This is a genomic window from Flavobacterium oncorhynchi (genome assembly GCF_002217355.1).
Lineage (GTDB): Bacteria > Bacteroidota > Bacteroidia > Flavobacteriales > Flavobacteriaceae > Flavobacterium > Flavobacterium oncorhynchi.
The window spans coordinates 37,353-59,524 of record NZ_MUHA01000018.1; the positions used below are offsets into that span (position 1 = coordinate 37,353).

Sequence of the window (22,172 nt, forward strand, 5' to 3'; positions counted from 1 at the left end):
TTTGTATGGACTTAGTTTTATATATTAATTGTTCTGCTTCTTGCGGCAACCTGCCATTGGTCGCAAATACGATTTTCTTTATTTATTACCTGAACAGTATCATACAAAGCACAGGTTGGGCAAACATGATAAGGAAGTGCGTAAATCGTATCGCCAATTTTATAATCATTTTGGCCTTTGTTTTCTATAATCAAATGTTCTTCTGAATGTGAAACAGGAATTAAATCTTCATCATTTAAGATCACTACTCTTTTATCAATTGGGTTTTCTGAAGAAACTGCTTTATATCCAATATCAATGCATAAGGTTGATTTTGTAGGTTTTGAAATAATTGTTCCAACTATAACCAGAGCAGGTTTAAATAATTGCTCGGGTAAATTGGTTTGATAATTAGCATCCCAAAAAACAAAAGTACCGGGACTGCATTCTACATTTTCCTGAAGGGCATAAAATGGGAATGTATTTGATCCGCCGGCAACAATTTTTAATTCGTAATCTAGATTTTGTTGTAGTTTTTCGATTTCATCAGTAATTTTTGTAAAGGCTTCTTGAGCTTCTTCTTTTCGATGCTCGATACTGCCTCTCAAATGACCATCATAAATATGAATACCGGCTAGATTGATATTTTTTAACTGAATAATTTTTTTAGCTAAAGCGCTCCAGTTTTCAGAAACGGCGATTCCTGTTCTGTTCATTCCTGTATTTAAATCTAGATAAATGGTGAGATTTAAATTGTGTTCTAAAGCGGTTTCATTTAATGTTTTTGCAGATTCTAAATTGTCGACAATGGTAGAAAAATGAACTTCGGGATATTTTTGAATAAGTGAAATCCATCGGTCAACTTTAAGTCCAACTGGCTGATAGGCAAGAAGTACATCTGGAATTTGATGTATGGCGGCAAGTTCTGCCTCTGCTATTGTAGCGCATTTTACTTTCTTGATATTGTAAATTTTAAACAACTCTAGAATTTCGCCTATTTTATGTGTTTTGATATGAGGACGCAGTTTTTGAGTGTCTCCTTTTACCAAACTGATCAGATATTCAATATTACAGCGGAGACGATCTTCGTACACTGCTAGATATGGAGTATCAAGTTGAGTTTCGGAATTAATTTTCCACCATTTTTTTTGCATAATCTAGTTTCTTATTTTTTCGATCACTTCAATTAAATTTTGAAATGCTTCGAGTGATTGATCGTAAGTTAAATGCTGCAGCATTTCTTTTGAGAATAAATTTGAACCAATTCCAACACACACAACACCAGATTTAAACCAAGATTTTAAATTACTCTCTTCTAAAGTTACACCTCCAGTGGGCATTATTTTTAAGTTTGGAAAAGGTGCTTTTATTGCTTTTACATATCCGGAGCCTCCAATTTTATCAGCAGGAAAAAGTTTTACAATTTCGGCTCCTTGTTTGTTGGCATAAAGGATTTCGTTTAATGTGGCCGCTCCTGGAATCCAGTAAATGTTGTTTTTAATGCAGTAATTGCCAATTTCTAAATCAGTGTGCGGACATACAATACAATCGGCGCCTAGTTTATGATAAGTTTCTGCATCTTCAATAGTCAAAATAGATCCAACCGCTATTTTAATGTTTAAATTGTTTGCCTTTTTAAAGTTTATCATTTGGCTGAAAACTTCTTTAGAGTCATTTGAACGCGCAGCAAACTCAATAATTTTAATGCCAGCATCAGCAGCTGATCGCAATATTATTTGGGCAGTTTCGATGTCGATTTGGGTTACTAACGGAAGTACACCTTGCGTTTTTAAAATGCTGTACATATTCTTATTTTATCTATTAATTCTGTTACTTGAGCCATTTTTAATAAAATGACTTATTTCGGTAATGTTGCTTATTGCGAAATCGCCGTGTATACTTTGTTTGATTACGCCGCAGGCTGTTGCCCATTCAATGCATTCTTGTCCAGATAATTTATTGGATAATCCGTATAATAATCCCGCATTGAAAGCGTCTCCAGAACCAATTTGGTCTGTTACAACATGTATTTTGTGTTCTTGAGTTTGGTAAAAATTGCCTTCATGAATCAATAATCCTTTGTACAGATGCGCCTGCCCTTCAGATTTTCTAAAACTCATTGCCAATGTTTTTAAGTAGGGCATTTTTTCTTTTAGCAGCTCAAATGTTTTTTGAAATCGGTTTTCATCAGATTCATTTTTATCCGTTTTGATTCCGAAATAAATTTCAATAGCATCTAAATCGGCTACTGTAATTGTGCTGTATTGAAGTAAATTGGGCATAACTTCAGAAGGATGTTTTCCGTATTGCCATAATTTCGAGCGATAATTAAAATCAGAAGAAATAGGAAGTCCTTTTTTATGTGCGGTTAGAACTGCTTCTTTACAGGCTAAACCAGCTTCATTAGAAACTCCTGGACTTATTCCAGACCAGTGAAAATGAGTAATATTTTCTAATGCTTTATTCCAGTCAATTTGATCTTTTTGAATGGTTGCAAAAGAGGAATTGCTTCGGTCGTAAATTACCTGAGATTGTCTGATTTGATTTCCAGATTCAACAAAATATAAGCCTAAACGTTCTCCACCGTAAACACATTTTGAAGTATTAACATTGTATTTTTGAAGTTCGTTTATGGCTAATTGTGCTAGATCATTCTGAGGCAGACGGCTGATATAATCGGTTTGAATTCCGAGTTGGGAAAGTAAAACACAAACATTTGCTTCGGCGCCGCCTACATGAATTTTTATTTCATTGGCCTGAGTAAATCGGTTTCCATCAGCAACATTCATTCGGAGTAATAGCTCTCCAAAAGTTGCAATTCTTGTTTGTGAGGTAATTGTATTCATGGTTTTTGTTTTTTTGCCACTGATTGCACTGATTAAAAGGATTTATAAACTGTGTGTTTAGATTTTTGTTAGCCACGAATTTCACGAATTACTTTTTACGCACCGAATTAGTGAAATTCGTGGCTAACAAAAAAATAATCCTTTTTAATCTGTGGAATATCTTTTTTAATATAATTCGAAAACAGCTTCAACTTCCACAGGAATATTGTCTGGTAAAGACCCCATTCCTACAGCACTTCTTACGCCAATTCCGTTTTCTTGTCCCCAAACTTCTGCAAACAATTCACTGCAGCCATTTATTACATAAGGATGTCTTAAAAAATCGCCGTTGCAATTCACCATTCCAAGTACTTTTATGACTCTTTTTACTTTGTTTAGACTTCCAAAATTGGTTACAATTGTAGAAAGCATGGTTAGCCCCACTTGTCTTGCAGCTAATTTTCCTTCTTCGATATCCATATCATCGCCAATTCGGCCAATGATTAAGGATTTGTCGTCTCTAACAGGGCCGTGACCTGAAAGGTATAAATATTTACCATCAACTAAATAGGGTTTGTAAATACCCAAAGGCTGAGGTGCTGGCGGTAAAGACAAACCAAGAGTGTCAAATTTTTCTTGAGGTAATAAATTCATGATATTAATGTATTATAGAGTTTAAAATAAAAACGAAAATGATTCCTAAAACAGATACTAATGATTCCATGACCGTCCATGATTTGAAAGTATCTTTCAGGCTGATATTAAAATATTCCTTGAACATCCAAAAACTTGGATCGTTTACATGTGAGCACATCAAGCTTCCTGCGCCTACTGACAAAACCAGTAAATTTGGGTCCAGTCCATTAAGTTGTAATAAAGGCAATAAAACGCTGGCAGTCATTAATCCGGCAGCGGTTGCAGAACCCACACAAACGCGAATGATTGCGGCCATTATCCAGGCCAATAAATACGGATGAATGTTTATTTGTGTTAAAGCAGCGACAATAGTGTCGTTTACACCGCTTACAATCATAACTTCTTTTAAACTTCCGGCACCGCCTACGATTAGAACAATTAACGCAACATCTTTAATGGCAATGGCATAATCATCCATTACAGAAACAAGACTTCGGTTCATTCTAATTCCTAACGTATAAGTGCAAAGAAGTAAAGAAATCAGCATAATCATGCTTGGCTCTCCTAATGTTTTGCAAATGTTTATTAAGTTTTCATTTGATGAAATTAATGGCAGTAAAGAAGTAACGGTTAATCCGAAAACAGGAAATAAAGCAGAAAATAAACTAAGAGAAAAGCTTGGAAGTTTGCCTTGATTGGCAACTTCTTCAACATTTATAATTTCGTGATCCGATTCGGTTTTGATGTTTTTAAGTAAATTAGAAAACAATAAACCCGCAATAAAAATAGTTGGAATAGCTATTATTATTCCGTAAATCAAAACCAGTCCAATGTCGGCATTTAAAATACTGCTTAACGCCATTGGAGAAGGATGTGGGGGCAAAAAACCGTGTGCTACCGAAAGCGACGCAAGCATAGGGATTCCCAGATATACTTTTGATAATTTAAATTGATGGGCTACTGAAAAGATTAGAGGTACTAACAAAACAAATCCAACACTATAAAATAGAGGTATCCCAACAATAAAACCTGTAATCATTAAGCCTAAACGTACGTATTTTTTGCCTGTCCATCCCATAACTGTTTTGGCAATAACATTGGCCGCTCCTGATGAAACGGTTAGTTTTCCAATACAGGTTCCAAACACAATAATCAATGTGATTGAACCCAGCATTTCGCCTAAACCTTTTTGTACTGTTTGTGACAATGTGTTTATTGGCAGGCCTAAAAATAGACCTGCTAATAAAGCTGTTATTATAAAAGCAATAAACGGATTGATTTTAAACCAAGCAATTTGAATGATTAAAAATGCAATGCATGCCGTAAGAATTAAAATGCTCATTTATGAATTGTGTTTTTATTTATCCCACCAGATTTTTGTTGTAAAAGTATCTGCTCCTTGTCGCTTAACCGCTTCTGCTAAGTTAGTCGAATTCACTGAATATTCGCCTGTTGGGTATTTTATACGTCTTGGAATTGTGCCATTTGTAACGTTTCCTGGATAATTTACAGGAACCAAAACAGGATATCCTGTTCTTCTCCAGTTGGCATAAATTTCCTGTTCGTCAACAAACAAAGCAACATAAATTTGAGTGTGAATCTGATTCATCTTTACGTCAAATGATCCTGAGGCATTATACGGATTTGCCGTTAAGTAAGGTGTTGCGTCTGCAATTGCATACGAGCTGCCATAAATTCCCATGTTAGCGAAAGATGCTTTTACACCTTTTTCATATAAATCCTTATCAGTTTCACTAGTATACCAGCCTCTTGCAGCAGCTTCTGCTAAATATAAGTTTGTTTCGGCATTGCTTATAAGCACAAGCGGTGCATCGTATTTTAAAATGGTATTTTGATTTGGTTCAGAATAAGTTTGCTGTTCTTCTGGTGATGGAGCCGTTTTTATTCCGTTAGGAAAACCTTTTTGTACCGCCGCACTTGTATTTTGTACAGTTCCCTGCCATACTCCAGAGTAAACACTAATTCTAGGATCGGCAGTGTTTTTTAGTAAATCAATAAATGTTTTAGCCAGCTTACCGCCTTCACGGTTTGTTTTCCCATACGATCCAGCTGAATAATCTTCACTTCTAGAGTCAAAACCAACTGGATTTCGGTTAAAGTTGTTTGGCCCATCTTTATATGTCATAATTGCGTTGTCGCCGCCATTTAAAATTACTCCGCCGGCAATCGCTTTGGTTACCCATGTTTTAGATAATGCAGGATCAACTTTAGACAATCTTAATCCTAAGCGAAGCATTAATGAATAAGAGAATTTTTTCCATTTTGCAACATCTCCAGCGTAAATAAAATCGGCTTTGCCAAAACTTGGTTTAGCAGGATCTAATGCAATAGCTGCTTCGTCAAGTTCTTTCAACAAATCTTTGTATATGAATTCTTGTGAATCGTATTTTGGAAGAAAAACGTTTGCACTATTTGCTTTTGCCGCTTCTGTATACGGAATGTCTCCGTACAAGTCGGTAATTTTATGATACAAGAAGGCTTTCCATATTCTAGCAATATTAAGTTTATTACTGTCGTTCGGATTGCTTTTTACAGTGTTAATTACAATCTCTGTTTCGTTTAATGCCGTAGGGTAGGCTTGATTGAAATACGCCGAGTAATACACTTCATTATTTAAGTATTTGTCTCCAACGCCGGAAGCTTCTTTATAAGTAGCATAATGCTGTAACATTCCGCCGCATTGCAGTATGTTGGTAAAAAAATAGTTGTTTGCCAAGCCGTCCAGCTGCGCTCTGCTGAAAATAAAATTCGGATTTGGTTTTTCAACGGCATTTGGGTTGGAATTGATTTCTTCAAAATCTTCCGTACAGGCTGTCATGCTTCCTAAAAGGATACCTGCTATATATAAAAGGGTTATCTTTTTCATGTCTTTTAATTTAAAAATTAGAGATAAAATGAGTTTAAAATTTGATATTTAAACTTAAACCGAAACTTCTGGTTTTTGGCACTCCAAATTGTTCTACACCTTGTGCATTTCCTGCGCTGAATACAGATTCAGGATCTACGTTTGGCGTTTTCTTGTAAAGAATAAACAGGTTTCTTGCAATAAATGAGATCGAAGCTCCTTGAAGTTTTGATAAACCTCTTATTTTATCAACTGGTAATGTATAGCCTAATATTATCTGACGTAATTTTATAAAGCTTGCATCATAGATAAATGTTGATGAAATGCTTTTTAAACCATCATAGTAATATCTCAAGTTTTCTGGAGCGATTACCATATCAACAGGATTTCCGTTTGTGTCAACACCTTTAATAGGCAATCCGTTTTCACGACCTTCAAGAGTCAATTTAGTTAATCCCATACGCGTTCCGTACAAATCAGTTCCAGAGTATAAGCTTCCGCCGAATTTACCATCAATTAAAAAGCTGAATGATACGTTTTTGTATTTGAATTCGTTCGTAATACCAGCTGTCCAAGGGTGTACACCTTCTCCTAATATTTCAAGTGGCCCTCTTGCAATTGCAGCTGAACCTCCGCTTAGAGTATATACAGTGTTTCCGTTTGCATCTTTAAGCGGTCTGTATCCTTTTATTGTGCTGTAAGGATGTCCAACATCACTTGTAATAGTTGCATAACCGTTTACAGAAGTTGCCATCGTTATAGAGTTTAATCCATCTGTAAGTGCTTCAACTTTGTTCTCATTATAAGATCCGTTGAAACTTGCATCCCATGAAAAATTACGAGAGTTAATGATTTTACCGCTTAGTAAAAATTCAATTCCTTTATTTCTCATTTTTCCAAGGTTTAATAAAGCACTGTTTGCTCCTGAACCCGTTGAAATTGTAGTTTCGACAATGTCATTTGTAGTTGAACGATTGTACCATGCAAAATCTAGATTTAAGCGATTGTTGAAAAACCCTAAATCAGTTCCAACCTCAATTGTTGTTGAAGTTAAAGGGCTTAAAGTTGAATTTGGAACTCTGTTGCTTGTAGGTGTTTGCAGCTGTTCGCCATTATGTCCGCCTTGAACCATTGAGTATGATTGGTTTAATGCATAAGGATCTGGTGTTGCACCTCCTACTTGAGCCCATGAACTTCTAAGTTTTGCAAATGAAATAAATTCAGGCATTTTTACAATATCAGAAACGATAATACTGGTTCCAACTGATGGATAAAATACAGAGTTATTGTCTTGCGAAAGTGTCGAGAACCAATCTTGACGACCTGTAAAGTTTAAAAACACAACATTTTTATAATCTAAATCTACAGCGCCATAAACTGAGTTTGTTTTTGTTTTTCCGTAAGGATAGCTGTATGTAATTGTACCTAAGTTGCTTAGTGCATAAAAATCATCCAATACAAAACCAGAACCCTCAATTCTTGTTTCATCTCTCAAAGTAGTACGAGAGTTTACACCCACTAATGCATTTAAAGAGAAGTTGTTGTAAATGTTTTTCTTAGTATAATTAAGAATAGCTTCAGAATTCAAATTAGACAATTTCATTTTTGAACCTTGCGCATATCCAACAGGATTGTTTAAAGTTGTTTTTGGGATGTATCCAAAGAAATCATAGTTTGTAAAATCTTGACCAATTCTACCTTGAAGAAATAATTCAGGAGTAAAGTTCAGTTTTACATTCAACATACCGATAAAACGGTTTTTAGTATCGCTGTTTTTTATTTTATTGACAACAAAATAAGGGTTCGTAGCAATTGCAACTGGGTTCCAAGCTTCTTCAATACCATTTTCATCATAACCTGGAGCAAGATTTCTAATGTCAACCGTATTGGCAATCATATAAGTTCCCCAGTTTGGGTTTGCCTCAGCATCTGAAACCGTAACTCTATTATTGTTTTTTTCTAAATTGTATTGCGCTACCACATCAAATTTTAACCAATCAGTTAAGTTTACATTGCTCGCAATATTTACGCTTTTACGGTTAAAACCAGAGTTTGGTACAACAGATTGATTGTCCATATTAGAAAATGAAAGACGTCCTGTTGCTTTTTCAGTTCCGCCGGATAAAGCGATCGAATTGATAAAAGTTGTTCCTGTTTCGTAGAAATTCTTAATGTTATTTTTTTGAGGGCTGTAAGGTCTTTTTACTCCGTCAAATTGAATAACGTCAGTTCCGTCCATTTTTGCTCCCCAAGACCAACGGCCATAATTTATTGCCTCTGCCTTAGTAGTTGGTTTTTTATTAGCGTCTCCAGACCCATATTCGTACTGCCAATCTGGTATGATCGAAGGCGTTTCGAAAGTAAAAGAAGTATTGTATTCAACTCCAATTCCTTTTTGAATTGAACCTCTTTTTGTCTGAATCAAGATTACACCATTTGCGGCATTTGCACCGTACAATGCCGCTGCCGTTCCACCTTTAAGAACCGTAATGGTTTTAATATCGTCTGGGTTTATAACAGCAGTTCCGTCACCTCGGTCAACATTAATTCTGGTTTGTCCCGCACCATTTCCAATTCCAGGTAAATTAAGCTGTGTATTGTCAATAGGTAAGTCGTTTACCACATACATCGGCTGGTTGTTTCCGTTTAAGGAACCATTTCCTCTAATAACGACCCTTGTTGAACCGTTTGGTCCCGTTGCAGTGCTGCTTACGTTTACACCGGCAATTTTTCCAACTAAAGCATTCGAGATATTAGTTTCTTTAGCCTTTGTAAATTCAGTTCCTTTTAATTCAGTTACCGCATAAGCAACGGCTTTACTGCTTTTTTTAACCCCTAATGCGGTTACTAAAACCTGATCTAAAACATTTTCTGCAGGTTTTAAACGTATAACTAAATCTTTAGCTGCATTTAATTCATATTCTAAAGTTGCGTAACCCATGTAAGAAACGATAATATGAGTTTCGTTTTCTGGAACATTTAATTTGAATTTTCCTGTTTCATCAGTAATAGATGCATTTTTTTTATTGCCTTTAGCATAAATTGTTGCACCTGCAATTGGCATTCCATCATCCTGACCAATTACTTGGCCTGAAATTTCAACCTGACTGCTTTGTTGCTCAAAAAGATGTTTTTTAATTGCAGTCTCTTTCGCGTTTGCTGAGAAGATTATCCCCCCAATAAACACTAATGAAATTAACTTTGTTTTCATAATTTTTTGGTTTTCACGTTTTTTTTTGGTTTTTATTGGCGATCAAATATATATATTTATTTTTCACATTTGCATTTTTTTTGCAAGAAATGCATTTTTTTTGCATATTTTTTTCCTGATGTATTTTTGTTTTCCAAAAAAAGTGCAGTTTTAAAAGGCTGTTTGAGAAAATTTTGCAACGAAGACTTTTTTAGAAGGAAATCTTTTTTAGCTGAAAATTCGTATTTTTGAGATATGAAAACAGCACTAATTCAATCCGATCTTTATTGGGAAAATGCTTCTGAAAATAGAAAACGCTTTGAAGCGAAAATAAATTCGCTCGATTCTGAAGTAAATCTTATTGTTCTTCCAGAAATGTTTTCGACTGGTTTTACAATGAATCCTTCTGCAGTTGCCGAAACGATGCAGGGAGAAACTGTATTGTGGATGAAAGCTGTGGCGAAAGCAAAAAGCAGTGCAGTTGTGGGAAGTTTGGTTATTGTTGAAAATGAAAAGTATTATAACCGAATGCTGTTTGTTTTTCCGTCAGGTGAAATTCAGTTTTACGACAAACGACATTTGTTTACGTTAGCTGGTGAAGATGAATTTTATACAGCAGGAACTCAAAAAGTAATTGTGGATTACCTTGGATGGAAAATTTGTCTGCAGGTTTGTTATGATTTGAGATTTCCAGTGTTTGTTCGAAATGTCGAGAATTATGATTTGCTTTTGTATGTTGCCAATTGGCCAAAAGTACGCACAAATGCGTGGGACACTTTGCTTAAAGCACGTGCCATCGAAAATTTAAGTTATGTGGTTGGAGTGAACAGAATTGGGCTTGATGCCAATAATTTTGAGCATATTGGGCATTCGCAAGTAATTGATTTTTTAGGGAATTATATTTTAGAACCGCAGGAATCAGAAGATGTTTTTATTCTTGAACTAGATAAAAATGCAATGCTGGAAGCTCGAAAAAAGTTTGCTTTTTTAAACGATAAAGACAGTTTTAAAATCAATCTTGATTAAGGAAAGGGCTGTTTTTAATTGGAATCTACAACCCTAATTTCTTCTTTTGGATTTTTACAGCGAACAAGAATCTTTTTATAATTCCATTCTGAACCCATTTTTTTAGCCGTAATATCTAATTTTCCCTTGCTTTTTGTGCCTTTAATTCTGATCGATAATACAACCGAAGTATTGTTGTCCGTATAAATCGTGTTACCTTCTAGAATTGCTAATTTGTCGATTGGCTGAATTTCTCCAACAGTTTCTAAAACTCTTTTGTTTGAATTGGCTTTTTCTATTGCCTTTTCATACAATGCAGTATCATTATACGCCTGAGCAAAATCCATTATGTTTTCGTCAGAGCTGGAGAGTAAATAGCCAGAGATTAGAACCAATGAAAGAACTAAAGGAATAATCCATTTCCAGTTTGATTGAAACCAGTTTTTACTTTCGATTAATTCATTATTCATTTTTTATCCGATTGAATTAAGAATTAAAAAGCTTTCCGTTTTTTCTCTTCCTTCTTTCTCTTTAAATCATCGTCTTTTTTCTCGACTTCAGGATTATAAGGAATATTTAAATCGATAGATTGATCAACATCCCAATTCGATCGAACATCTACACCTTTTTGATAATAAAACACTTCTTCAGCATACGTTTTGTTTAAGAAACTACCCGTGTCGTACATCTTGTTTTTATTATCATCGTAGATAACTCGAACCGTAAATTCTTCTGGAAGCAGTAAGTTGAATTCAATTTTTGTATTGCCTTCAGAATATTCAGAAGCATATACATTATCGCCTTTTTTATTGGTAATTTCAACAATTATAGGAAAGCGTTTTACGTTTTGCAAATTCAAAACCAGATTGCCGTAATCTTCAAATTCCTTTGTGGTTAACTTATACGATAACGTATCGTTTGTTTTGTCATAGAAATCAGTTAATGCGCCCGGGAAAAATGTAAAATTATATTTTTGCAAAGGCTCTTTCTTGAAATCAACGTATAGTTTCTGTTCAAACTCGTCGTATTCTGTAGTAAAATCAATTGCAGTCGAATCTTTATTGACTAGTCTAATTTTTGTTTTGTCAAATTTTACGAGTGGAGTTTCAGTTTCTAACGTAAATTTTTCTCTAAAATTAAGCACACCGTTTTGAACCGCTTTAATATTTAAAGTGTCTTTTTTCTGATCCTTAACCTTAAAAGTGAATTTTTTATTGTACTTGTCATTACTCACTTCCAACGACAAGGAATCAGCTTTTAAAGGTTTGTACCAAACTTGCAGCGAATCTTTTTTAGGAAATTGTGTTACTATAGTTTCCAGAATCTGTCCATTGTTTTTAAGTACAATTTTTGGCTTTGAATTTTTAAAATTCTGTGTTCCTTCATACGGAAGAAGCAGTCTGTTTCCTGAAGCTTGAATTGGTTTAAAAGCCTTTAATGGCAATGTTTCCTTAAATAATTCTAACTCAAAAATAGTATCATTTGGTACTGTAATAAAATGTTTTATAAATCCAATTTTATCATCTTTTGGATTAAATTTATTATTGCTTCCTTTATCTTTTAGAGCAACTAATAAGTATTTTCCAGCTTTTAAATTTTCAAATTTAAAAGTTCTCATACTGTCTAAAGTATTGGTAATGTATCGCGGAAATTCTTTGTAAATAACAGAATCTTTGTATTTGTCGTTTGCTTCATAAAGCATCACAGAAACAAAATTATCTACATTTTTTGCATAAGCATCTTTAATTTTTCCGCCAAGAGTAAGCGAATCAATATAAGCGCCGGTTGAAAAAATGTATTTAAACTGGTTCAGCGGATTTCCTTCGTTATTATCAGTAATACTTTGTCCAAAATTTAAGCTGTAAGTAGTATTGGGCTGTAAAGTATCTCTAAGTTTTATCTTTAAAAATTTACTCACACCAACAGGCGTAATCTGCGGCTCATATTTCATTGGAGGAGAAATAATAAGCTGTTTGTTGAGGTTTTTTAATTTAACATACTCGTCAAATACCAATGTAATCTCGTTTCCCTGAAAATCTGTAGTTAAGTTTTTAGGAGTGCTGGATATTAAAATAGGAGCTAGAGTATCCTTTAATCCGCCAGTAATATTGCCTCTTTTGGCGCAGCTCACCATTAATAATACCAGTAAAAATGAAATATATTTGAGTTTGCTTTTAAACATAGCGGTTTTTAAATTTGATTGCACAAAATAACAATTATATTTGCTTTAATTGAAATTTTTTGGCCATTTATTAGGATTTCGCATCGTAGATATTTTCGCATTTTTTAGAATTTAAAACCTCTGATACTAGATAATTTCTTACTTTTGATCTTAAATATAATATCACTTCGTTTTGGTTAAAAGATTTTTTTGGGTTTTGTTACTTCTTTTTCTGACTGCGTGCAGCAAAAATGAGCAGCCGATAATTTCTTTTTATTATTGGAAAACCAATCTAAAATTTTCTGAAACAGAAAGAACCGCTCTCAAAGACAATGAGGTTCATAAACTTTATGTTCGATATTTTGACATCGGACTTGATCCTCAAACTCAAAAGCCATTTCCCGTAAGTCCAGTTCATTTTTATGAAAATGTGCAGGAATTTGAAATTGTTCCAGTTGTTTTTATCCAAAATAAAGTAATGCTTGAGAAGTATTTAGATGTTGAAGATCTTGCAAAAAAGACCATCCATTTAATTACCGAAATCAACAGCAAGAATAAAATTAATTGTACCGAAATTCAAATTGACTGCGATTGGACATTAAACAGCAAAGACAATTATCTGAAGTTTATTGAGCAGGTAAAAAAGCTTTCAAAGAAAAAACTCTCGGCCACAATCAGACTTCATCAAGTGAAATACTTTAAGAAAACTAAAATTCCGAATGTTGATAACGGTGTTTTGATGTTTTATAATATGGGAAGTATAGCGCCAGATTCATTAAACTCTATTTACAGTCGAAAAATCTCTGAGAAATATCTTAAAAGTTTAAAGAAATATCCGCTGCATCTCGATTTTGCACTTCCTATTTATTCGTGGGCAATTCATATCAGGAATCAAAAAGTTTTAGGTTTGCGTTCGAAATTGAATATAAGCGAACTCAAAAAAGATAAAAACTTCGAACAGATTAGTTCTATACTTTTTAGAGTAAAACAATCTAATTACAAAAACGGTGTTTACTACGAAGAAAATGATCTGTTGAAAACAGAGACAATTTCTCCCGAAGATTTAAAAGAAATGGCTGAAGATTTAGACGATAATAAAGCGCAGTCTCCAAAAGAAATTATATTTTACGATTTAGACGAATTCAATTTAAACAATTATGAGAAGAATATTTTTAAGCAAGTTATTTCTTGGTTTTAGTGCGGTTTTCCTTTTTGCATATGGAATAATTTATGCTTGCGCAGATGGTGATTGGGATTATTTTGGTGCTTATAACTCCAATTTTACTCCAGAAACTTTTGCAGATAAATCCTATTCGCCGCTTTTTTTGTCGGGCGGTATTTTCTACGGAATTGGTTTTGATACCCAGCATAATTCCCGTTTCAATAAAGACATAAAATCAGATTGGGCAGCTTATCTTAAAGGAAAAATAGATACTACGACAGTAAATTATTTTTTAATTGGTGATAAGAAGCCAAATTATTATTCAGATAATAAAAATAAGATTAAGAATAAGGAAGAAATCACAGATCTTCATGTGTATTATAAAGCCAAAAAAGAAAATGCTTCGTCTTTAAAATGGGGAAAAAAGATGCCATTGAAAGATGAAAAAGTAAAAAACTTTGTTGAGTTTTTGTATTTGGCACAAAAAATAGAAACCGTTTCAATTAGTGAAGATCATTGGAGTTACGATCCCGTTGTGGCTAAAACGTTCAATGATGCTAAAATGATTCAGTCAATCGAGAATGTTTACAATACTTTGTCTGATCCGTTTTTAAAAAACAGATATTGGTTTCTTACCATGAAAGCTCGTTTTTACAGTAATAATAAACAAAAAGCGATTGAGTTTTTTAATAAAACAGAAAGCTCAGTTCCTAAAAACACGTTGTATTATCGCGCGCTTTCATACGTTGCCGGAATCAATCATAAACAAGGTAAATATGCGATTTCGAACTATTTGTATGCGCAGGTTTTTGATAAATGTCCTGAATTAAGAGTCGTAACAGCCTATAGTTTTGCTCCAAAAAATGAAACAGACTGGAATAAAGCGCTGACAATGGCAAAGACTAATAAAGAGAAAGCGGCACTTTGGGCTATTCACGGCTATTATAAAGATGAAAAACAGGCAATCGAGAAAATTTACGAATTAGATCCAAAAAGTGAACATTTAAATTATCTAGCGACTAGATTGGTAAACGGACTTGAACAGTCTATAAATAATTCGTTTCAGAAGGATGGCGGAGAAAACCAGCCTGTAAAAAAACTGACTGTTGCAGAAAATAAAACAGAGAATCAGATTAAGGTGGATAAAAAAGCGCTGGATTTAATTGCTAAAATTTCGGTGGCAGGAAATACAGACAGACCTTATTTATGGGATTTGTCGCTTGGGTATTTACAGACTTTAAAAGGAGATTATGCAAATGCGGATAAGAATTTTGATAAAGCAGTAAAAACGCTTCCTAAAACGGAATTGGCAGGAATGCAGCTTCGTTTATTGCGTTTTGTAAATAACTTAAGCAAAATTGATAAACTGACGGATAAAAACGAAAAAACAATTCTAGCCGATTTGAATTGGTTGTATTACGAACTCCCAAAAAACTATAAAGGACAAGAATTTCGTTATCAAAATGCTTCTTCATGGAGCAGAAGTTATTTGTCTACGCTTTATAGAGAAAAAGGAAATCTAGTTTTAGCTGAGATTTTTGGCGAATCTCGTTACAGTTATTGGAATGATGGAAATGCTTTTTATGATGACGAGAAGAATTTACAAGGAATAAAAACGTTTTTGTCTAAGTCTAATAAAACTGAAATTGAGAATATTGGTGCGGGAATTTATAGTTTGAAATTAAAAGATATTAATAACTTTCAGGCGGTTCAAGCAACTTTCAAAAACAAAATTCCAGAAGCAATTGAATTTTTAAAGCAGACAGATTCAGTTCAAAACTCTAAATTTTTAGGAAATCCGTTTAACGGAAGTATAAAAGACTGCCACGATTGCGATCACGCCGCTTATCAAAAAAGAAAGTATACACAATTGGATTTCTTGAATACAATAAAAGAAATGCAGGATAAACTGGCTAAAAACGAAGATGTTTACACGAATAGTTTATTGTTAGGAAATGCATTTTATAATATTTCGCATTTTGGAAACGGAAGAACTTTTTACGAAATTAGTATTGTAGGTTACGGTTCAAGTCCATATTCTTTTAGAGATTCTATGAAAAAGATGATTACAGATTGCAGTGTTTCTAAAATGTACTATCAAAAAGCATTACAGGCTGCATCTACAAAGGAGCAGAAAGCAAAATGTGTGTATTTAATCTCGAAATGCGAACGAAACGAATATTATAATACAAAATACAATAGTGTTAGATATTGGTGGGATGCTAATGATGATAAAGTGAATTTTATCGCTTGGAATGGATTTAAAACACTGCAAAAAGAATATTCGGATACTAAATATTATCAGGATGTAATTGCAGAATGTGGTTATTTTAATACTTATGTAACTCAATTAAAATAAGATGGTAAATAAAATAGAACATATTGGAATTGCCGTAAAAAATATGGACGATGCAAATGTATTGTTCGAGAAACTATTGGGCGTTCCGTCGTACAAAGAAGAAACGGTAGAAAGTGAAGGCGTTTTGACCTCTTTCTTTCAAACTGGAACAAACAAAATTGAACTTTTGATGGCGACAAATCCAGAAAGTCCGATTGCGAAATTTTTAGAAAAAAAAGGTGAAGGAATTCATCACATCGCTTTTGATGTTGAAGATATTCATGCCGAGATTTCACGTCTAAAAGAAGAAGGTTTCGTATTGATAAATGAAGTTCCGAAGAAAGGTGCCGATAATAAATTGGTGGTTTTTTTGCATCCAAAGAATACAAATGGTGTTTTGGTTGAGCTTTGTCAGGAAATTAGATAAAAAAAGATGCTTTTTTTATTCTCAATAATGTCTTGAAAATCAATCTTGTTTTTAAAACATGGGCTTTGAATTAAAATTAAATGCAAATCATGTCTTAAAATATTTGGAGTGAATGAAAAATAGTAGTAATATTGCATCCTCTAAACCGGTCCTATAGCTCAGCTGGTTAGAGCACCTGACTCATAATCAGGTGGTCCCTGGTTCGAGCCCAGGTGGGACCACAGAGAATACTTAAAAAGCCTTATAAACATTGCGTTTGTAAGGCTTTCTTTTTTCTAGGGGACGAATGAGGGGATGAATGAATTATATTGTATTCAGTATTTCTTAATCAAATATGTTTACAAACAAGGCTTTTATTTTAGGCGTTTGTTTTATTTACTTTATTTTTGAGATCATTCAAAAATGATTTATAATCAATAAATTCTTTATCATTAGGATTTATATGCAGAATGAAATTAATTTTACCAATTAAATGTTCTAGGTAATTATTTTTTTTAATTTTTAAATGTTCCATGTGGTTCACAAGCCCATATTTTTTTATATAAAACATGTCTTGACGTATTTTGTTTCTTTTATGGAAAACAACTTGCATTTTTTCATTTACAACTATACCAGTAACTATTTGTCTAGTGTTTTTTTTCATTAATTTAACTTTGTCAGGGTTAATAACTAATTTTGCTTTAGTTATTTTTTCCGTGACAAATTCTAATAGTATTTTCTCGTCAAAATCTCCTGAAAAACTTAAGTCGTCTGCATATCTAGTGTATCTAATTTTGTTTTCATTGCAATATTTTGTAATTTCAATATCTAAGGACTTAAAAAAAATATTAGATAAGTATGGACTAGTTGGAGCTCCTTGTGGCAAAGAGTCATCTCTAGTACACAATTTTGACAAAAGATTTGAAATCAGTCTAGAATAACCCATTTCGCCGAAGATTTTTTGAATGGAATCCTGTTTAATTGTTGTAAAGAAATTTTCTAAATCTATCGTGAAAACTTTTGGTTGATTTTTATGAAATTTTAAGTTTTCTATTAGTGTAACGTTTTGTCTGTAAGCTTTAGCATATGGGCTAATTTCTATCTGTGATAATATGTTGTCTAAAATCCATATTTGAATTTCTTTAAGACTAGGTAAGGGCTCGGAAATTTTCCTTTTACCACCGTTGTTTTTTGTGATTTCAAAGTCTCTGTAGTATGAAGATGTATACCTAACAGCTTTTTTTAAGTATTCTTTTTTATAACCTACTAAGTTTGATAGATTTGAAGTGTTGTAGATAACAGGTAGTTTTTTGTCTAAAAGTGGTTTGGCATACTTGAGACATTTTTGGATGTTTTGTTCTGTGTAGCCTACAGATGAAGCCAGTGTTGCGAACTCTGTTTTGTATTGGTCAAAATCCATTTCTTTTGTCTTTAATTGAGTGTTGGATGTAAAAATCCAACACTCAAATATGAATAAAAATTTTAAAGCTTAGGAGCTCTGCGGAGAAGCTTTAAAATTTTATGGCTTGAAAAAGCATTCAATTACAGAACAGTGACATCACGGCTCCGGTGTTAATTTACATTAACACAAACTATTTATCTTAGTGCTAACTCAGAAAGTTAATTCATCTTGTCTTGGAACAAATATAGTATTTTTTTCTAATTTGGCAATTTGACTTTTTTTGTCTTTTTCTATCCATTCATCCTTTTTGATTTTTTTGTAATTTTTTTCTAAAAGATTATGCAATTCAATTCCCTTTTCTGTAAGAGCTATTTTCTGGGCTAGGTTTTCTATAAGATTTTCTTCAATAGCTTTTTTTGTGAAATTTGCAATTTCAATATAGTCAACTCCTTTTCTTGCAAGTCTTTGTATTGAACCGTTTTTAAAAATAATATCTAGAAAAATATAAAAATTTTCGTTTTCCATAATTTAATATCTTGGGAATGGTGCTTTGAATTTTTGTTGTTTTTTTTCGTAATCATGCCAAAAAATTGGAAAAGTATTATTTGGAGTTCTATAGAGAGTAATTAATCCCTCCGATTTTCCGTACCCAAAGTTATATTTTTTTGTTGGAAGTAATTTTTCTATTTCATTCATAAGTAAAATCTTCTCCTCTAACTCGGGGGTTGTGTAATATTCAGTAATGCCTTTTGCAGTGATGATATCAGTGTAATATTGTATTCCAATTCCATCCATGTAATTAATAGCTTGCTTGTGAGAGGCAATAGTAATTACTTTTATTTTATCAATTGTAATGTTTGGGTTTGTTAATATTTTATCTATCGTTGATTTGATTGTGTCCCCCGAACCTAAAAAATCATCTAGAAGGTAAATTTGCTCATTTGTAGCTAAGTTGAAAGTAGGATGTTCTAGGTCTTCAAATGCTTCCATCTCTTTAAACTTGAGATGACTATATTTAGTTAGAAATCCTATTAAGCCTCTTAAAAGCAAAAGCATTCCGTGTCCACTTTTAGTTTTATCTTCGTCGTTAGGATTCATAATGGGAAATAAAATAATTTTTTTTAAAGTATCTATTTCTCCACTAGGAATGTTGTTAAAAATTTGAATAAGCTTTGATTGATATTCACTAAATGATAGCCAGGTATATCTTTCGATTAAATCAAGTAGGAAATTTTGCTGGTCATCATTTAGGTTGCCTAGTAAATGACATAAATTAGTGAATACTATTTCGTGAGTTTCCTTGTCATGCCATCTTTTGGTACTAAAGATGGAGTATAATCTCGCAAATGTATTACTGTTCATAATTTTTTTTGGTTATTGTCTGCTTTACAAAAATTACGATTTTGTAAAGCGTATCGGATTAATTTATAACAAACATAAGATTTTATTTTTTTCTACGGGTTTAAACCAATAGAATTTAAAAATTCACTTGCCCCATCATTGTCATTTATTAAATAAATATATTTAGGATTAAGATTAATAAAGTCCAAAACTATATTTATAATAATGTTTTTCACATCGTCTCTTTCTCTTTTATTCTCAATTTCATTGGCAGATTCTAAAAGCTGGTTGAATGAAGTTCCATTGTGAATTAAAGTCGCTATTAAATATTCTCCAAGAATTATATCTTCATTGTCTGAGTTAAGTGTTGCAAATTTTGTATCTCTTGGTAATTCTTTAAGTTTTATATTGTTTTGAGTCATGATTTTTGTATTTAGTTAGTTATTGCTTTGTTTTTATCGTCCAATCTTTTGTAGAGTGGCAATGTTTGTCTATTTAGGTTTATCATTTTTACATTTATAATAAGTCTATTGCTATGGTCTTTTACTTCAAATTCTTTCAATACAGCATCTAATTTTTTAAATTCATCTACATAACTCGAATCTGTATAAAAATCAGTGTAGAGTTCTGAAACTTGCCTTGAGCAATTCCAAACTTGGCATTTGAATTTATCATTGTTCTTGGTGACGTATTTTGTCACGTAAGAAGCAATAGATCTGATGTTATTTGAATTCAATTCTCGAACATCAAAAGCGGAAGACGGTTTGTAATTCTCATCTCTCGGAATTACTCCGTTTTTCTTTTGCAAGTCAAGCCAGTAATTCCACCATTTTTCGATTTTCCAATATTTGTTGGTAATCATGTGAAAGTGAATATTTCCTTTGAACATGTCGTTTTTTGTTTGTCGTTCTGCGACCCACAGATATTGAAAATTTACGCTTCGCTTTTTTACGTTGTCGATGAACTTGCGTAATATGTTTACTGCCTGTTCGTCTGTAACTTTGTTTAAGAATGTGAGCGTTACGAAACTTAGTTTTTTATGACATCTTGCAAAGCAAATGAGCTTCTTTCTAATTTTTTGCTTTGAGCGTTTTGATAAAAAGCGAAGTTTAATTTCTTTTTTCTTTTCTATTTTGGGTTTGCTTGTTGTTGCTTCTTTCTCAGTTTTTTCTTTTGGTGGTTGTTTTTTACGTTGTAATGCCGAGCCTGTAAATTCTTCTTTAGGTATTACGCCAAATTCTCGAAGTGAAAAAGCAACACTTGTTCCGTATGTATTTTTGACTATCATAATCTGAATCGTTGTACATTAATTAAAACCATTAAAAGGTTTATTATTAAAAGTTATTAATTAAAGGTTGTTATTTTTAAAGGTTAAAAAAAAATGAGGTTAGATAAACGGAGGTATAAAATTGCCTTTATGAAAACGCTTCAAATATTTGCCTGTTCTGCGTTCGTAGATATTCATATACGCCCAATTAGAATGCTCTTTATTTAGAAACATTGAAAAACCATTCAGTTTATGAACGTAATTCCATTTTTTAGGTTTTGGCTCGTTTTCAAAAAAGACAATAACAGAATAGTCATTTTTCTTAGTTTCCATAACGACCTCCTTTCATTGTTGAAGTGTTGATTTGACTTAGAGAATTATTGATTTCTTCAAATTTATAAAGCACACGATTTCCTATTCGATGTGCTTGAATAATTCCTGTTTTAGTCCAGTCGTGAAGTGTGGGTAATGAGATGCAAAGAAAATCAGCAGTTTGTTTTCTTGTAAGTAGTTGCGGGTTCTTTTGTTCAACAACAGGAATAAAATGTTTTAACTGATTTAAAATTGCTTCTTCTACAATTTTTTTAAGCTCAGGAAGCTCGATTGTGGTAAACATCATTTTTGTCATTATTTTACTTTATTTAAGTTTTTAATAACGCAAAGAAATGTTTTGGTTAAATGCGTGTTTCTTAATTTACCGCTTTTTGGCGCTTTTTACTGCTTTTTACCACTTTTTGACGCTTTTTGACGCTTTTTGGCACTTTTTAGCACCTTTTAGTACTTTTGTTGTGTTTAATTGGTTGATTTTCAATTAATTTGATTTAGTTGAAAAATGGATGAGTTAATAGTTTATCTGCATTTTGCTCCTGAGTAATTCTAATATATTGCATAAAAGAACGCTCAGTTTTATGTCCTGTAATTTTCATTATTGAAATTGCGGGAATATCTGCAATATATAAATTTGTTGCAAAACTTCTTCGGGCAGTATGGGTTGAGATAAGTTTGAATTTTGGTAATACAGATTTTTCTACTTTTCCTCCTCGAGTTATTGTAGTTTCGACTAGCTCTTTGATTTTTGCTAAACTTGCAACATCTTTCAAATAATTATTCATTACTTGATTTGTGTACGCTACAGGAAGTTTGTTTTTGTATTTCTTCAAAATCTTTCTAACTGTTTTGTGTAATGGAATAGCAACACGTTCACTAGTTTTTAGTGTTCTAATAAAAAGCATTGTATTATCACTATTTATGTTTTCGGGTTGTATTTGTGTAAAGTCAGAAAACCTTAAGCCAGTATAGCATCCAATCAAAAACAAATCTCTTACTTTGTCTAATCTCGGTGTTGCTGATAGATTTAGTTTTTCAAATTGTTGAAGTTCTTTAATACTTAGATAAACCGTGTCAGCTTCTTCACGAATAGTTTTGAACTTCTTTTTTCGAAATTCTAGATTTTCGTTTATGCCTCTTTCAGTTGCTTCATTCATAAAAGACTTTATAGTCTTGATATGTTTGCCAACGGTATTAGCAGACAATTTATGTTCTTGCGCAAGAAATGCCGTATAGTGATTATAAAATGGAAAAACCGGTCAATTTG

21 protein-coding genes, 1 tRNA gene and 1 pseudogene are annotated in these 22,172 nt (G+C 32.9%); 5 read left to right on the forward strand and 18 right to left on the reverse strand.

The window, feature by feature from the left end:
• Positions 1-17 precede the first annotated feature (17 nt).
• From B0A75_RS12875 to B0A75_RS12905, 7 genes are all read right to left on the reverse strand, one after another.
• Positions 18-1,133, reverse strand: a complete 1,116-nt coding sequence (locus B0A75_RS12875; protein ID WP_089054682.1) for a D-TA family PLP-dependent enzyme — start codon at positions 1,131-1,133, stop codon at positions 18-20.
• Between the two features lie 3 nt (positions 1,134-1,136).
• A complete protein-coding gene (locus B0A75_RS12880; protein ID WP_089054683.1) occupies positions 1,137-1,784 on the reverse strand; it encodes a bifunctional 4-hydroxy-2-oxoglutarate aldolase/2-dehydro-3-deoxy-phosphogluconate aldolase in 648 nt (215 codons plus the stop codon).
• 9 nt (positions 1,785-1,793) lie between these two features.
• Positions 1,794-2,825: a sugar kinase gene (locus tag B0A75_RS12885; RefSeq protein ID WP_089054684.1), complete on the reverse strand. Its 1,032-nt coding sequence runs from the start codon at positions 2,823-2,825 to the stop codon at positions 1,794-1,796.
• Between the two features lie 165 nt (positions 2,826-2,990).
• The gene (locus B0A75_RS12890; protein WP_089054685.1) at positions 2,991-3,458 is read right to left on the reverse strand and encodes a RidA family protein; all 468 of its coding nucleotides are present in this window, start codon (positions 3,456-3,458) and stop codon (positions 2,991-2,993) included.
• Positions 3,459-3,462: 4 nt separating this feature from the next.
• The gene (locus B0A75_RS12895) at positions 3,463-4,782 is read right to left on the reverse strand and encodes a GntP family permease (protein WP_089054686.1); all 1,320 of its coding nucleotides are present in this window, start codon (positions 4,780-4,782) and stop codon (positions 3,463-3,465) included.
• Positions 4,783-4,797: 15 nt separating this feature from the next.
• Positions 4,798-6,327: a SusD/RagB family nutrient-binding outer membrane lipoprotein gene (locus B0A75_RS12900; protein WP_089054687.1), complete on the reverse strand. Its 1,530-nt coding sequence runs from the start codon at positions 6,325-6,327 to the stop codon at positions 4,798-4,800.
• A 34-nt stretch (positions 6,328-6,361) separates the two neighbouring features.
• Positions 6,362-9,517 (reverse strand): SusC/RagA family TonB-linked outer membrane protein, encoded by a 3,156-nt coding sequence (locus B0A75_RS12905; RefSeq protein ID WP_089054688.1) that lies wholly within the window; start codon positions 9,515-9,517, stop codon positions 6,362-6,364.
• 234 nt (positions 9,518-9,751) lie between these two features.
• Here B0A75_RS12905 and B0A75_RS12910 point away from each other — a divergent pair, with 234 nt between their 5' ends.
• Positions 9,752-10,522: a nitrilase family protein gene (locus B0A75_RS12910; protein WP_089054689.1), complete on the forward strand. Its 771-nt coding sequence runs from the start codon at positions 9,752-9,754 to the stop codon at positions 10,520-10,522.
• A gap of 14 nt (positions 10,523-10,536) precedes the next feature.
• On the opposite strand, the gene B0A75_RS12915 is transcribed toward B0A75_RS12910, so the two are convergent.
• Entirely contained in the window at positions 10,537-10,971 is a 435-nt protein-coding gene (locus tag B0A75_RS12915) for a cytochrome c oxidase assembly factor Coa1 family protein (protein WP_089054690.1), read from the reverse strand.
• A 23-nt stretch (positions 10,972-10,994) separates the two neighbouring features.
• Positions 10,995-12,683, reverse strand: a complete 1,689-nt coding sequence (locus B0A75_RS12920; RefSeq protein WP_089054691.1) for an Ig-like domain-containing protein — start codon at positions 12,681-12,683, stop codon at positions 10,995-10,997.
• A 196-nt stretch (positions 12,684-12,879) separates the two neighbouring features.
• Here B0A75_RS12920 and B0A75_RS12925 point away from each other — a divergent pair, with 196 nt between their 5' ends.
• The 4 genes from B0A75_RS12925 (at position 12,880) to B0A75_RS12940 (ending at position 16,810) form a co-directional block, all read left to right on the forward strand.
• Complete coding sequence (locus tag B0A75_RS12925; RefSeq protein WP_244284395.1) at positions 12,880-13,860, forward strand: hypothetical protein; 981 nt, start codon at positions 12,880-12,882, stop codon at positions 13,858-13,860.
• Entirely contained in the window at positions 13,820-16,183 is a 2,364-nt protein-coding gene (locus B0A75_RS12930) for a hypothetical protein (RefSeq protein ID WP_089054693.1), read from the forward strand. Before B0A75_RS12925 ends, B0A75_RS12930 begins: the two co-directional genes overlap by 41 nt.
• Before the next feature lies 1 nt (position 16,184).
• Positions 16,185-16,589 carry a methylmalonyl-CoA epimerase gene (gene mce, locus B0A75_RS12935; RefSeq protein WP_089054694.1) on the forward strand — a complete coding sequence of 135 codons (405 nt, stop codon included), beginning with the start codon at positions 16,185-16,187 and terminating at the stop codon, positions 16,587-16,589.
• Between the two features lie 147 nt (positions 16,590-16,736).
• A tRNA-Ile gene (locus B0A75_RS12940) sits at positions 16,737-16,810 on the forward strand.
• A 137-nt stretch (positions 16,811-16,947) separates the two neighbouring features.
• On the opposite strand, the gene B0A75_RS12945 is transcribed toward B0A75_RS12940, so the two are convergent.
• From B0A75_RS12945 to B0A75_RS20795, 9 genes and pseudogenes are all read right to left on the reverse strand, one after another.
• Complete coding sequence (locus tag B0A75_RS12945; protein WP_089054695.1) at positions 16,948-17,988, reverse strand: reverse transcriptase domain-containing protein; 1,041 nt, start codon at positions 17,986-17,988, stop codon at positions 16,948-16,950.
• Between the two features lie 192 nt (positions 17,989-18,180).
• Complete coding sequence (locus B0A75_RS12950) at positions 18,181-18,495, reverse strand: hypothetical protein (RefSeq protein ID WP_089054696.1); 315 nt, start codon at positions 18,493-18,495, stop codon at positions 18,181-18,183.
• 3 nt (positions 18,496-18,498) lie between these two features.
• The gene (locus B0A75_RS12955; RefSeq protein ID WP_089054697.1) at positions 18,499-19,332 is read right to left on the reverse strand and encodes a phosphoribosyltransferase-like protein; all 834 of its coding nucleotides are present in this window, start codon (positions 19,330-19,332) and stop codon (positions 18,499-18,501) included.
• 92 nt (positions 19,333-19,424) lie between these two features.
• Entirely contained in the window at positions 19,425-19,733 is a 309-nt protein-coding gene (locus tag B0A75_RS12960) for a hypothetical protein (RefSeq protein WP_089054698.1), read from the reverse strand.
• 11 nt (positions 19,734-19,744) lie between these two features.
• Positions 19,745-20,599 (reverse strand): rolling circle replication-associated protein, encoded by an 855-nt coding sequence (locus tag B0A75_RS12965; RefSeq protein WP_089054699.1) that lies wholly within the window; start codon positions 20,597-20,599, stop codon positions 19,745-19,747.
• 99 nt (positions 20,600-20,698) lie between these two features.
• Positions 20,699-20,911, reverse strand: coding sequence for a hypothetical protein (locus B0A75_RS12970; protein ID WP_089054700.1), 213 nt, complete (start codon positions 20,909-20,911; stop codon positions 20,699-20,701).
• Positions 20,901-21,197: a helix-turn-helix domain-containing protein gene (locus B0A75_RS12975; RefSeq protein WP_208861268.1), complete on the reverse strand. Its 297-nt coding sequence runs from the start codon at positions 21,195-21,197 to the stop codon at positions 20,901-20,903. The genes B0A75_RS12970 and B0A75_RS12975 overlap by 11 nt, the downstream gene beginning before the upstream one ends.
• 202 nt (positions 21,198-21,399) lie before the next feature.
• Complete coding sequence (locus tag B0A75_RS12980; RefSeq protein WP_262490105.1) at positions 21,400-21,894, reverse strand: site-specific integrase; 495 nt, start codon at positions 21,892-21,894, stop codon at positions 21,400-21,402.
• Between the two features lie 132 nt (positions 21,895-22,026).
• A pseudogene (locus tag B0A75_RS20795) lies at positions 22,027-22,140 on the reverse strand (phage integrase SAM-like domain-containing protein); the annotation flags it as partial.
• Positions 22,141-22,172 lie beyond the last annotated feature (32 nt).